The sequence below is a fragment of the Ruegeria sp. MALMAid1280 genome (assembly GCF_049195285.1).
Lineage (GTDB): Bacteria > Pseudomonadota > Alphaproteobacteria > Rhodobacterales > Rhodobacteraceae > Ruegeria.
The window spans coordinates 25,415-38,720 of the sequence record NZ_JBMIRT010000050.1 but is presented as its reverse complement, the minus strand read 5'-3'; the positions used below and the strand labels follow the sequence as shown (position 1 = coordinate 38,720).

At 56.7% G+C, this 13,306-nt stretch carries 11 protein-coding genes and 1 pseudogene; 5 read left to right on the top strand and 7 right to left on the bottom strand.

Annotated elements, in window-relative coordinates; translation table 11 throughout:
* A pseudogene (locus ACOQFT_RS14375) lies at positions 1-141 on the bottom strand (aminotransferase); the annotation flags it as partial.
* Between the two features lie 326 nt (positions 142-467).
* On the opposite strand from ACOQFT_RS14375, the gene ACOQFT_RS14370 reads away from it, so the two are divergent.
* Positions 468-725: a hypothetical protein gene (locus ACOQFT_RS14370; RefSeq protein WP_421598580.1), complete on the top strand. Its 258-nt coding sequence runs from the start codon at positions 468-470 to the stop codon at positions 723-725.
* Here ACOQFT_RS14370 and ACOQFT_RS14365 read toward each other — a convergent pair.
* On the bottom strand, positions 712-3,246 hold the full coding sequence (locus ACOQFT_RS14365; RefSeq protein WP_421598579.1) for a vWA domain-containing protein: 2,535 nt from the start codon (positions 3,244-3,246) through the stop codon (positions 712-714). The two genes, ACOQFT_RS14370 and ACOQFT_RS14365, sit on opposite strands and share 14 nt — an antisense overlap.
* A 351-nt stretch (positions 3,247-3,597) precedes the next feature.
* Between ACOQFT_RS14365 and ACOQFT_RS14360 the strand changes: the two genes are divergently transcribed.
* The 4 genes from ACOQFT_RS14360 to ACOQFT_RS14345 all read left to right on the top strand — a co-directional run bounded on the left by ACOQFT_RS14360 (position 3,598) and on the right by ACOQFT_RS14345 (position 7,192).
* Positions 3,598-4,857, top strand: a complete 1,260-nt coding sequence (locus ACOQFT_RS14360) for an aminotransferase class V-fold PLP-dependent enzyme (protein WP_421598578.1) — start codon at positions 3,598-3,600, stop codon at positions 4,855-4,857.
* A gap of 265 nt (positions 4,858-5,122) precedes the next feature.
* Positions 5,123-5,797 (top strand): phosphatidylserine decarboxylase, encoded by a 675-nt coding sequence (locus tag ACOQFT_RS14355; RefSeq protein WP_421598577.1) that lies wholly within the window; start codon positions 5,123-5,125, stop codon positions 5,795-5,797.
* Positions 5,798-5,809: 12 nt separating this feature from the next.
* Positions 5,810-6,559 (top strand): CDP-diacylglycerol--serine O-phosphatidyltransferase, encoded by a 750-nt coding sequence (gene pssA / locus ACOQFT_RS14350; RefSeq protein ID WP_421598576.1) that lies wholly within the window; start codon positions 5,810-5,812, stop codon positions 6,557-6,559.
* 9 nt (positions 6,560-6,568) lie between these two features.
* Positions 6,569-7,192 carry a class I SAM-dependent methyltransferase gene (locus tag ACOQFT_RS14345; RefSeq protein ID WP_421598575.1) on the top strand — a complete coding sequence of 208 codons (624 nt, stop codon included), beginning with the start codon at positions 6,569-6,571 and terminating at the stop codon, positions 7,190-7,192.
* A 136-nt stretch (positions 7,193-7,328) separates the two neighbouring features.
* Here the strand turns inward: ACOQFT_RS14345 and ACOQFT_RS14340 are convergent, their stop codons facing one another.
* From ACOQFT_RS14340 to ACOQFT_RS14320, 5 genes are all read right to left on the bottom strand, one after another.
* Positions 7,329-7,607: a GFA family protein gene (locus tag ACOQFT_RS14340; RefSeq protein ID WP_421598581.1), complete on the bottom strand. Its 279-nt coding sequence runs from the start codon at positions 7,605-7,607 to the stop codon at positions 7,329-7,331.
* 357 nt (positions 7,608-7,964) lie between these two features.
* Positions 7,965-8,921 carry a glycine betaine ABC transporter substrate-binding protein gene (locus ACOQFT_RS14335; RefSeq protein ID WP_421598574.1) on the bottom strand — a complete coding sequence of 319 codons (957 nt, stop codon included), beginning with the start codon at positions 8,919-8,921 and terminating at the stop codon, positions 7,965-7,967.
* 28 nt (positions 8,922-8,949) lie between these two features.
* Positions 8,950-10,611 (bottom strand): BCCT family transporter, encoded by a 1,662-nt coding sequence (locus tag ACOQFT_RS14330; protein ID WP_421598573.1) that lies wholly within the window; start codon positions 10,609-10,611, stop codon positions 8,950-8,952.
* Positions 10,612-10,697: 86 nt separating this feature from the next.
* Positions 10,698-12,044 (bottom strand): dimethylsulfonioproprionate lyase DddP, encoded by a 1,347-nt coding sequence (dddP, locus tag ACOQFT_RS14325; protein ID WP_421598572.1) that lies wholly within the window; start codon positions 12,042-12,044, stop codon positions 10,698-10,700.
* A 262-nt stretch (positions 12,045-12,306) separates the two neighbouring features.
* On the bottom strand, positions 12,307-13,305 hold the full coding sequence (locus tag ACOQFT_RS14320; RefSeq protein ID WP_421598571.1) for a GlxA family transcriptional regulator: 999 nt from the start codon (positions 13,303-13,305) through the stop codon (positions 12,307-12,309).
* Between the last annotated feature and the right edge of the window lies 1 nt (position 13,306).

Genomic DNA, 13,306 nt, shown 5'->3' with positions numbered 1-13,306 from the left:
CCGCAGCACGTCGCCCTGCATGTGATCCGCAACGCCCGCACTGGAAAAAGCCTGAAGAACACGAGCGTCGGTATTGCCCGGCCCCGGACCAGCAGCAAGAGTCTCGGGGATCTCAAGCGGTGGGAAAATCTGAAAAGTCATCGTTAGACATCCTCGGCAGTTGGTCGGGCGCTGCGGCCTGTTGTGTTACGTTGCCGATTAGAAAACGCGGACTTGTCCTGTAATGCAACGTAACTTACTACTGCTTTAGGATGCCTAACTTGATAGGAAATAACCTACCTATTTAGGTAAAAATACCAAAGTATACCAATTTCATACCTACTCTAACGGGTGGTTTTTGATAAGAGTAGGGTGAATAAGAAATCTGCTACCGCTAACGCTCCGATCGATGTCAGCTGACGGACAGCAATCCACTGGTCCTGTCTGCCATACCAGAATTCTTTGAACGCGACCCGCGATTCTCGTTGATGGCGAACTCGGCGACGGCTGAGGGGATTCTGGGAACCGTGATGCGAGTTCCGGTTCAGGTCGGAGTGGTGGACTGGAACCTTCCTGTTTTGGGGGCGGCGAAACTGATCGAATTAATGCGCGAACAGGCCAACGCCCCGCGCTTTGTCGTCTATGGGCAAACGACTGGTGAAAAGCCGGACCCAGGCGATTGCCTATTACTATTCGTCGCAGATGACCGGCGGCTGGGCGGCCGGTCGGACGCTATTCTGCCTTGATCACCTTGCGGGACAGCACCGCCTTGTTCGCAAGGTCCAGCAGCCGGATCTCATAGACGCCGGGCTCATCCGGCAAGGTCATCTCGATTGGGGGATCACCGCTGATCTTTTGCGCTGAAATCCAGGTAAATATGGCCTGTTCGCTGCGCGCCAGCGTGATGCGCTGATCGGCGCTTTGACTGTCGGATTGCCACCCGACCGAGATACTGCTGCCTGCGGGGGCACTGTCGGGGGCCTCAAGCGACGCGCCGGTTTCCAGCGCCGCGTCCGCGGCCAGAACCTCGACCGTCTGACGGGCCAGCACCCGGTTGCCTTCGCGCAGCTGATAACGGACCTCGTACAGGCCGGTTTCGGCCGGGGCTTTCAGATCAAGCTCGGTCTGCCCGCGCACTTGGGCATAGACGCCGTAGTCACCATCCGGCGTGCCCATCGGCACCAGATTGATGTAGTCATTCGTGCTGACCGTCCCGGTCCAGGACACCCGCAACGTGTCGCCCGCACGCACTTCGTCAACAGTGGTGACTGTCACCTCGGGGTCGGTCACCTCGACCATGGCCGTTGCGATGGTTTTCGACCCTTCGCGCAAGACATAGCGGATTTCATATAAACCCGTCTCGGCCGGGGCCTGAACATCGCCGCTGCTGTTGTCTCGGACCACGATGTAGTTGCCGTATTTCCCCTCTTCGGTGCCCGCAGGGACGATATTGATATAATCCTGCGCATTTGCGGCGCCGGTCCAGGCAACCTTGAACTTCGATCCCGCGATGACCGTGTCTGGCGCGTCGATTGTAACCTGCGGGGATAGGATTTCGATCGTCGCGGTCGCCAGTGTTTTCGACCCCTCGCGCAGGATGTAGCGCAGCTCATAGAGGCCCGGTTCGGCCGGCGCTGTCAGTACTGCAGCATCGCCGTCCCGGACCACGGCGTAATTGCCAAAAACTCCGTCATCCGACCCGGCGGGGACAATGGCGGCATAGTCCTGAGTGTTGACCCGGCCGGTCCAGGACACCTCGAACTTTGATCCGGTCATAACTTGTTCTGGACCCGATATCGAGACCTCGGGGGACGCAATCTCCATCGTTTCGCGCGCCAGCGTTTTGCTGCCTTCGCGCAGGACATAGCGCACTTCGTACATGCCCGGTTCGGCAGGTGCCTTCAGCTTCCCTTTCGAGGCATCGCCGACAGTGAGGTAATTGCCAAACTTGCCTTCGTCGGTCCCAATCGGGACGATGTTGATATAATCCTGCGGGCTGACCGCACCGCCCCAGGCGACCTCGAACACGGACCCGGTCAGAGCACTTTCAGGGATCTGCAGAACCACCTGAGGATCGGTCACCTCGACCTGCCGCGACGCCACCGTGCGCTTGTCGATATTCAGGATATAGCGCAGCTCATAGAGGCCAGGATCGGCGGGGGCATTCAGGGTTGTTTCGGTCGTGCTGCCGACAGCCTGATAATTGCCAAAAGTGCCGGGATCGGATCCCACCGGCACTATCGCCACATAATCCCGCCGGTTGATCACCGTTGACCATGCGACCCAGAGTTTCGCACCGGTCTGCACCGTATCAGCTGCGGTCAGCTCAACCTCGGGCTTTGTCACCTCAAGCGTGGCCTGTCCCAGTACCTCTTTACTTTGGTTGTGCAGATACCTGATCTCGTACAGGCCCTCACTACCTGGAACCGTGATATTGACCTCTTCGGCTCCGCCGATACGCACATAGCTGCCAAAGACAGCCGGATCGGTGCCGACCGGGACAATGTTGATATAGTCGCTTTCCTCGACCGTCGGCATCCAGCGTACAACCAGATCAGATCCACCCACGGCCATCGCGGGGGCCTCAACCACAACATCCTGAACCACAGGCTCGGGTTCGGGGGTTGGGTCTGTTTCTGCCACCGCGGTGCCCACGGCGCTGAGCGCGGCGCCGAGCTCCTGCGAATTGGCGGCGGTGATATACTGACCGCCGGTATTTTCGGCGATACAGGCCAGCGAGCTTGCATCTTCATCCGCACCCAGCCCAAACCCCACCACGTGCGCTGTGAAACCTACCCCTCCTTGCTCCAGCGCCTGCGCCAAGGCGCAGGGATCACGTTCGCAGCTTTCCAGCCCGTCGGAAATCAACACGACGGTTGCCGGTTGATCGGTGTAGGACAGCGCCTTGGCCGCAGCCTCGACCGCGTCGGTCAGAGGGGTCTTTCCGATCGGCGATATCGCGTTGATCTGATCCAGAATGACCCCGCGCGCTTGCTGGCCGGGTTCGACCAGAACCTCGATGTCGCCGCAATCTCCCCGGCGGCGGTGGCCATAGGCCATCAGCCCGACATTGCGGTCCTCGACCCATTCTCCCAGCAGGTTTTCCATGACGCCCCGGGCGATTTCAATTTTTGCCGTGCCGTCGATCTGACCCCACATGGAATTCGAGCCGTCAAACACCACCATCACATTCTCATCCGCTGCCACGGCAGAGCCGGTCAGCATTACGGTGGTCAAAACGGTTGCGGGAAAGAAATCTTTAAACATAGCACACTCCTGAAGCGCATGAGTCACCCGGGCCGGGCCTTTTCCCTAAGCTCATTGCGCGAAACCTCCGCCATTTTATCCCAGCACTGATGAAACGCGCAGTTTCGACAAAAAATATTGCCGACCGCTTCGGTTCACCCTCAAATCTCCCGTCGACTATACCAAAACACGAGCATAAATGGGTCTTGGGTTGCCCCGGCGGCACCCTTTTGCCGACGCAGGGTCCAGGGGGCGATGACGGTGGCAGACAATCTGATGTCGGCAACGTGAAAGATTGCATCCTCTCTGCCAGTGACGATGATTGCCAAGAGCCGCTGTCCCGCGCCCTATGCAAACTTACAGGACCGACCCATGATTCAGAACGACCCCGCCCTGATCAACGCCATCCGCGACCGGTTTGCCCATGTCGAAAACTGCCCATTTCAGGGCGAGCGTATCTTCTTTGAAAACGCCGGTGGTGCGCTGACGCTGAAATCAGTGGCCGCGACCTCGGCATTTTATGCGGCGATCCCTGACAATCCGGGCCGCATCAATCCGGCGGGGCAGGGCACCCAGCAGGTGATCAACAGGGCCAAAGACGATCTGGCGGTATTTATGAACGCCTCGACCGGTCAGTTCTTTGCCGGTGAAAGCGGTACCGAGCTTCTGTTCCGCCTGATCCGCACCGCCTGTCTGGCCGCACCGAAAGGGGCCAAGGTGATCGGGTCGTCCATCGAACACCCTGCCACCCGCAGCGCCGCGCGCCGCTGGTCCGGGATTGCCGGGCTGGACTATGTGAACGTCCCTCACGACAACGAAACCGGTCTGGTTACTGCCGAGGATTACACCGCACAGCTGACCCCGGATGTGGCGATGGCGACGATCCTGCACGCGTCGCCCGTGACTGGCATGGGCATGGATGTGGCGGCGATTTCGGCCGCAATCCGGGCAGTGTCGCCGGATTGCATGATCATCGTCGACGGCATCCAGCACGCGGCGCACGGGCAAATGGATCTGGAGGCCTATGACATCGATGGCTATGTGATTTCACCCTACAAAGTGTTTTCGCGCCATGGTTACGGCATCGCCTGGATTTCCGACCGGCTGAGCGCTACGCCCCACGACATGCTGATCGACGCCCCCGCCACAGGGTGGGAGTTCGGCACCCGTGACACCGGCTCTTACGCGACCGTGTCGGATGTGGTGGCCTATTTCGACTGGCTGGGGGGTGAGGTTTCGGATGAGGGTGACACCCGGAAGCGGATCGAAGCCGCGGGCCGCGCCATCCACGCCTATGAAACCCACCTGACCAACACAGCCATCAACGGTACCGGCAACCTGCCGGGTCTGCGCGACATGGACCATGTCACAATTCTGGCGGGGGCCGACAACCCGGCGCGCGAGGGGCTGGTCTCCATTGTGATCGAGGGCAAGGCCTCTGAAGATGTGGTTGAAACCCTGAACCAACAGGGTATCCGCACCCACACGCGCAAGGCTGACCACTATTCCGGCAACGTGCTTACGCCACTTGGCCTGACGGACTGTATTCGCATCTCGTTCTGTCACTACAACACCGAACAGGAAATCTCCCGCCTTCTGGCTGCAATCAAGATGCTCGGAGACGGTGGCTGAGCAAGCTGTACGGAACCCGCGGCTGGATATGAGAACTGGGCTTTTGCTTCAGTAGACCAATCCTGCAGTTCAATGAAAGTCGCTCTTAACATAATTTACCTTACCGGTCACAAGGCCGAAGCCTAAGCGCCGAGGTGCTGTAAATAGTGCCCATCAACTTGTAACACCCTAATTTTAATTGACGCCGGTCGCGCTAGTCACACTTGCGTTCCACACCAATCCACTTATGAAAGTGCCGTCTAGTGACCCTGGGGGAAAGCTTGCAATGCGCATGCGCGATACGTTCATCAAACCGATGCATCCCGAAGGCATTCGGTTTGTCGCAATCTTTGCCGCCATAACGGTCGGTCTGTTTCTCTTGTCCGACATTCTGGGCTGGATTGGCGTCGGCCTCACGGTTTGGTGCTACTATTTCTTTCGCGATCCTGAACGTGTGCCACCGACAGAAGAAGGCCTGATTGTTAGCCCGGCGGACGGGGTGGTTTCGCTGATCGAACCTGCGGTACCGCCGAAAGAACTTGGGATGCCCGACACACCTCTCACTCGTGTCAGTGTGTTCATGAGTGTCTTTAACTGTCATGTGAACCGGACGCCTATTGAAGGTGAGATAACCGCAGTTGCCTACCACCCCGGCAAGTTCTTCAACGCATCTCTGGACAAGGCCAGTGCCGATAACGAGCGCAACAGCCTGCGTATCCGTATGAAAGACGGTCAGGACCTAGCCGTCGTTCAGATTGCTGGTCTGGTGGCCAGACGGATCGTCTGCTTCACGAAACCCGGCGACACGATGCAAACAGGAGACCGGTTTGGATTGATCCGTTTCGGGTCTCGGCTGGATGTCTATCTTCCAGAAGGCGTGGACCCGCAAGTGCGTGTCGGGCAAACGATGATTGCCGGTGAAACGATCCTTGCCAGCTTACACACACCCAATGAAAAGTAGGTGGCTGGATCAGTGACAGAACCATCCAAACAGAAAGAAGAGACCGGGTTTGCGATAATCCATTTGTTGCCCAATGCGCTGACGATAACGGCCATTTGCGCGGGCCTGTCAGCAATCAGATTTGGCGTTCAGGGCAACTACGTGCTTGCGGTGCAGCTCATTATTGCCGCCTGTGTGCTGGATGGGCTGGATGGCCGCATTGCCCGCCTTCTCAGCAGTGACAGCAAACTGGGGGCGGAGCTGGACTCACTTGCAGATTTTCTGAACTTCGGGGTCGCGCCACCGCTCGTTCTCTATTTCTGGGCTTTGCAGGACATACGCAGCGCGGCGTGGATTGCCGTTCTGTTTTTTGCAGTGTGCTGTGTTATGCGTCTGGCGCGGTTTAACGTGGGTGGCAAATCCGAGACCTGCGATCAGGACAAAGCCTATTTCGAAGGGGTTCCGGCTCCGGCAGGGGCACTGCTGGTCATGTTGCCAATGTATTTGTCTTTCGCTTTTGCGAACGCTCCATTGCTGCCCAGTATAGTGATTTGCCTCTACATGGTGATCATCGGTCTTCTGCTTATCAGCCGCATATCGACCTGGTCTTTCAAGACCACGCGGATTTCGCGCGAGAACGCGAAGTTTTTTCTCATCGGTGTCGCTGTTGTGGGGGCCGCGCTGTTGACCTTTGCCTGGGCCACACTGATAGCGCTTTGTTTCGGGTATGTGGGAATGGTCGCCTGGGCATGGATTGACAGGGAAGTACCCTCTAACCGTTAAGGACACGAAATGGACATCAAAGCCGTTCAAACCTCTTACGCTCGCTGGGCACCCGTCTATGACAAGACCTTTGGGGCCGTCACCAATGTCGGGCGACAGCATGCGGTTGACTATATCAACGGTCATCCTGGTAAAGTGCTGGAAGTTGGTGTGGGCACCGGGCTGTCCCTGGAACACTACAGGCCCGAGATTCAGGTGACCGGCATCGACTTCAGCGAGGACATGCTGCAAAAGGCGCGCGACAAAGTGCAAAGTCTATCGCTGTACAATGTTTCGGAACTTCGGCAAATGGATGCCCGAGCGCTCGATTTTCCGGACAACCATTTCGACACGATTGCAGCAATGCATGTGCTGTCGGTCGTTCCGGAACCGGAAAGGGTGATGGCAGAAATAGCGCGGGTCTGCAAACCGGGTGGCCGAGTAGTGATCACCAACCATTTCCAACGAAAGCAGGGGCTGCTTGCCTCTCTGGAACGGGTTTTTGCCCCGCTGGCAAATACAATCGGCTGGCATTCAGATTTTGAGATTGAGACCGTGTTGAAAGAGGATGCCCTTGTCGTCGAAGAGCAAAGGTCTCTGCCGCCGCTGGGGATGATGACTTTTCTGGCGCTGAGGAAATCTGAAGCCGCATAGGATCCAGTACCTTTGGCCGCATTTATAGTTTCGGGCAGCCGAGCCAGAACAAATATGTCAATTCATCTCGGAGCTAGATCGTCGGCCTAGTCATTGCATTTCAGATGTTCTGACCACAAGAGGCGCCTTGGTCGCGTCAGAGATTTTTTCCGTCATAGATTATTTCAGGTAGGCGAAGAGCGTCCAACTCATCGATGCATCCGAGGTTAACTCGATAGTGGCCCGGGTTCAGCCGCGTCTCGACGAATGTGTGAATTCCGCAGCGATTGCAAAAATAGTGCCGCGCCGTTTCTGTGCCAAATTGGTAACTTGAGAGAACACCCTGCTCACACCAGATTTTAATATCTTCAGGCGGTATTACTGTTGCACTCATCACCATGCCTTTTCTGGAGCATAATGAACAATCGCATCGCATTGCATGATCGATGTCCGGTATCGAAAATGTGAATTCTACAGAACCGCAATGACAGCTGCCTTGAAATTGTTTCACCTTTCATTCCACCGATTGAATGCGGAAAGAGCGCCCACAAACGATCTGTAGGCACTCAATGACTATTCAAACTTTATTCGGCCACCATTGGGTCCGCATCCGAAACTGTTGAGGTAACACCAACTGCGTTCCGGCGGCTATCGTTGATGATTGCCTTGATCAGAGCAAAGCCGATCAGCACTATTGCCAGCCTCCCGGTCTTCTGGACCGGAAGGCGTAAGGGTATCAAACACTCTAGTGGAATTTGTTACCGCCCGAAGCATTTTTTGGTAACCTATGTCACTACCGGAACCAACTGTCGACAACAGCCGAGTTGTCTTCAACCCATTGCTTTGCAAATGCCTCGGGGTCCTTTTTCTCGACCGCCAAGGCAAAGGACATTTCCGAGAGCATATCGGTCTCCAAATTGACATTGCTTAGCATTGCGACGGCATCAGGCTGCGCGCTTTCCAGGCTGGTCGCGTAGCTGACATGAAGATCGTCAGTATCCCAGGCGACACCGGCAGTCGATTTCTCCAACCAGCCCGGGATCGAGTTGGGCGGCACGATAATCCACTTTGAACTAACGTGCGCTGGCTCGTTCAGAACAACAAGGTCGTGCACTTCGAACATGTAGTGCGGCTGATAGCAATAGAATACGACATTCTCATTCCGCCCGGCAGCAGCCCCCAGTTCTGCCAAGGCGTCGGCTTCGTCCATGATTCGGAGGCTCATAGTCTTGTGATAGCCGTAAGAACGTGCACGGACCTGTTCGATGGAAGTGGAAGTCCAACCTTCTGCACCGATCCAGACTTCACCTTTTCCGTCTCCGTTACTATCAAATTTCTGAGCCATCTCCGGATCGGAAAGCTGCTTGATATCCGTGATACCAGTGCGTTCCGCCGTGCCCTTTGTGACGCACATTCCTTGCGCCCCCTTGGGGCCACTGGCCTTGACCTGAACCGTTTTTCGGCCGTCGACATATTCCCGTCGAAGGTAGTCGAGGCTGGGCAGCCAGACCTCAGGATGCACATGCAGGGTTCCGGCATCCATAGCCGCAAACATGGCTGCATTGGTGCTGTCCTGCAATTCGACGTCCAAGTCCAGCCGACTTTCCAAGGCAACCTTCAGAATATGTGCGGTGGCTTCCCCCGATGGCCAGTTCGGGACGCCAATGACCATGTCGGCCGCCGAGACTGCAGAAGCGGCAGTTACCGCGGACGCCACACTGATAGCTGCAAAAGATTTACGCGTTTTCATCTCGAAGTCCTTTCATCACTATCAAGTTTCATTCCGCAGCAGATGCCGGGGCGGTGGTCGGAACACCTTCGGCAATTCTTCGGCTATCGTTGTAGATCGCCTTGATCAGTGCAAAGCCCATCAGAACCATCGCCAAACTGAATGGCAAAGCTGCAATAACCATGGCGGTTTGAATGGCTCCCAGACCCCCAATGACAAGCAGGGCCCCGACCACCAATGCCAGGGCGACGCCCCAGAAATAGATGTGAGGTTTGGCTTTCGGGCCGTCGTCACCCGCGGCGTTGATTGTATTTACGATCAAAACAGCGGAGTCTGCCGTGGTCACGAGATATGTCAAAAGAAGTACCACAACGATAACTGAGAAGACCCACGTCAGATTGTCGTTGAGAATAACGGCCAGTGTCGCAAACAGCTGGTCCGAGATCCCTGCGCCCAGAATCGAGCCCCCAGCCTCACCTGTAAGTTCAAGGTGGATGGCCGTACCGCCAACAAAGGCGAACCAGATGAAACACATCATTGCCGGGACAAGCATTGCACCCAACACGAACTCGCGCACTGTGCGCCCACGCGAAACCCTGGCAAGAAACAGACCAACGAACGGGGTCACTGCGATCCACCAGGCCCAGTAGAAGACCGTCCAGCCGCCTTGCCAGCCGGCGAGTGCGGCGCCCGTTTCGGTTCCATCATCTGACCAGACGGTAAAGCTGATTCCCGGCAGCGCCAGCAGGTAATCCCAGATACCGACAAACATGGCCTTCAGACTGAAGAATGTTGCACCGAAAATCAGGAAGAACACCAACAAGAAAAAGCTCAGCCCCATATTGATATTGGAGAGCCACTTGATCCCCTTGCCGACACCGGAAAGTGCGGACAGGGTCGACGCACCCATGATAACCACAAGGGCGAAGATGATGGCAGCAAAGGACGCTTTCTGTGTTCCTCCCTCACCGGTCACCAGCAACCAGTCACCGAAACCAATCCGGTTAAGGCCGGCTACAAACTGCTCGACACCAAAGCCAAGGGTCTGGGCAACGCCCAGAATAGTTGCCACCACAGCCACGATATCGATGACATGGCCAATCGGGCCCGAAAGCGACTTGCCGAAAAGCGGGATGAGCGCGGTGCGTACCGTAAGTGGCAGACCCCTGCGGTATGAGAAATACGCGAACCCCAGTCCGGCAATTGCATAGCAAGCCCAGGCCGATAGCCCCCAATGCGCAAATGACCAGATATAAGCCGACCTTACGGTCTCTGCCGATTGCGCGGACACCTCTCCCATAATCACGTGGGGGTTGTTCTGAAAATGGTAAATCGGTTCGGCTGTCGCAAAGGTCAGCATCCCAATGCCGATCCCGGCGCTGAACATCATTGAAAACCATGAGAAATTCGAAAATTCAGGCCTTTCATCGTCCTGGCCCAGCCGAAGCCTGCCAGAAGCCGGCAATGCCGCAAGAACAAGGCAGAGTATCAGGAAAAACGCTACCGCGTAGATGTACCAAGAGTTAAAGCTCGCCAGAATTAAGCCATTCAATGCTCCTAGTGTCTCTGCAGCACTCTCCGGAAAGGCCACGGCCCACACGATGAGCAAACCCACCAGGATTTTCGCGGACACGGCAACGTTCTTTGAGAACCCTTCATAAAAGCCGCTGTCTGAAACTGGAATGTCCAATTCGCCTAAAGGTGGTTTCATACTTTCCTCCATTGTATGCTGATTTTGAACCGTCAGCGGACCGTGTCATGGGTTTGCTGGCGGGCTTTGGATATTGCGAATGCTAGCTAGGCCGTTTCTCCCATCAGGCGCTTATCGAGCGGGTAGGTCGAAATCGTTTCGAACCCGCTTTCAGTCACAACTCCCTGATCCTCCAGCTTGACCATGTGGTCGCCGCCGACCTCACCCACCAGCGCTTCGACGCACAGCGTCAGGCCGGGTTCAAGAATGGCGTCGAAGGCGCCATCCACCAGCCGGTCGGGATAGGCGATCAATGGCCATTCGTCGCACAGGCCCACACCATGCATCGGAGAGGAATATTTCAGCGCCTGATACTTGTCCTGCAGCACATGCAATGACCGTGTCAGATCCTCCATGTGAAGACCGGGTTTCAGGAGCGCCGTGTTGTAGCGGATGTGCTCGACGGCCTCGGCGTAGCTTTCACGCATATGTTTCGGCGCCAGTTCGTCACCGATCCACCATGTGCGACTGAGGTCCGCGCAGATACCATATGGCCCGATCAGATCAGTGTCGAAGGCGAGGATCTCGTTCTCGGCAATGACCCGGGGCCCGCATTCCTGGAACCACGGGTTGGTGCGTGGCCCCGAGGTGAGCAGCCGCGTTTCGATCCATTCGCCGCCACGCTTGATATTCTCGGCATGAAGCACGGCCCAGACATCGTCCTCGGTCACCCCGCCCTTTGGAATTTCGGTGCGCGCGAAGTCTTCCATGGCGGCCATCGAACGCTCGCAGGAATGAATGGCGCAGCGCATGGCGCGTAACTCATGCTCGGTCTTGATGCCCCGTGTGCGTTCGGTGACTTCCTCGCCGTCGCGATACTCCAGCCCCGCTCGGCGGATCGCGTCCAGTCCGGCAGGCTGGATCTTGTCTATCCCGATCTGCGTATGGCCCGGCGCGTGGGTGGCCAGCAGGTCGGCCACCTCAGCGGCGAAGGCCTCGGCCGCTGGCCCAATCCGGTCGCCACGGGCGAAATAGAACATGTCAGCGCCGGACCGGCTCTCGCGGACGAGCGGATTATACTCGGCGAGGAACGGAGCGTTCTTGTAGTCCCAAAGCACCATGTATCCGTCGGCACAGAGCAGGCAGGCCCGGAACGGGTTGTGGGTGTTCCACAATTGCATGTTCGTCGTGTCGGTCGCATAGCGGATGTTCAGCGGATCGAACATCAGCAGACCCCCATAACCGCGGGCCACGATGGCGTCGGTCAGGCGCTTGTGCCGGGCCTTGCGCATCTCGGTCAGGTCGGGCAGCGCCAACCCCGCCTCGCGCCATTCAGCATGGGCAAGCGCGGTCGGCCCAATCTCGACCCGGTCGCCGTCATTTGCCGTCCCATCGCCAAGACGAACGCCCTGGCTTGGGTCGATCTTGCGCCGATCACTGTAATGGGTGTTCATTTTGTGCTTCCTTTTCAGACGCTTGATTGCAAGCAATTAAGGCCGCGTCCCGATGTGCGCGGCCTTTAATTCAAGCTTCGCTCATAGCTTGATCTGCGGTTTCCCCCATTGCCGCATGCGGAGTGTGATTTTCTGCAGTGTCGTTGATGATCGGACTACCGGGTGCGTAAGGGATGACTCCGTGCCCTGCTTCGCAGCGGGCACAGTTCCGTTCTGTAGTGATCTGTGTTGTCTGAGTAAGTCCCATTGGCGTTGTCCGAAGTTAATGCGCAAGCACGACCTTTTCGTCACGAGGCGCTATCCCGAAATGCCTTCTGTAGTGTTTGGAGAACACGCTTTGTGTCGAAAATCCGCAGGCCGTCGCAACGTCGATCACGCGCATCTGGGTTTGCTGCAGCAATGCGCGTGCCCTTTCGAGTCTTAGAACCATCATATAGGTTTTGGGGCTCATCCCCAGATATCGGCTGAACAATCTTTCAAGTTGCCGTGTCGATATCCCAACCTGAGCAGCGATTACCGACGGTGAAACAGGCTCTTCCCAGTTTTCCAGCATATAGCTCAGCGCTTTGGACAGCTTTTCGTTCCTGTGCTTCGGGCCGTAAAGACTGGAAATACTCTGACGGCAATTCCCATCACGCATGGATCCACAAAGAAGTTGGTCAGCCACCTGACTGGATGTTTCCGGGCCCGCCTTTTGGCGGATCAACGCAGAAAAAAGGTCCAGAGTAGCGGCTCCTCCCCCACAGGAGACGATGTTTGATGTCTCTTCAAAAATTGTGCAGGCAGGCTCCAGATCCAGATAGCCTTCCTCAAAAACAGGCTTCATTCTCCAGTGCGCGCTGATGCGCCCCTCGTTCGCTATGCCGATCCGGGCGAGAAACAGTGCGCCACCTCCCAGTCCGAAAAACCGTGCTCCTAGTCGTGCGGCTTGCCGTAGCCAGGCCGCAGTCTTCCCGGATTTGGGGTAGTCTTGGGAATTAAAGGCGCAGCAAACAACGATGCAATCCCCACGTCGTACATCAGGCAAGGCGCCATCGGCTGTCACTGTCAGCCCTGAAGAAGATTCTATGCTATCCCCTGTTTCGCTGGCTGTTCTCCATTGAAAGAAAGCCTTACCCAATGCTTCGTTGGCGGCGGCCAGAGAGTCGATACCGGATCCCAGTTCCAATGCAGAGAACCCGGGCATCAATAAGAATACGAAGCGGTTCACCTCAACAAGTTCACTTAGAACCACATCTATGTCTTTCTCTGGCCGCCCCATG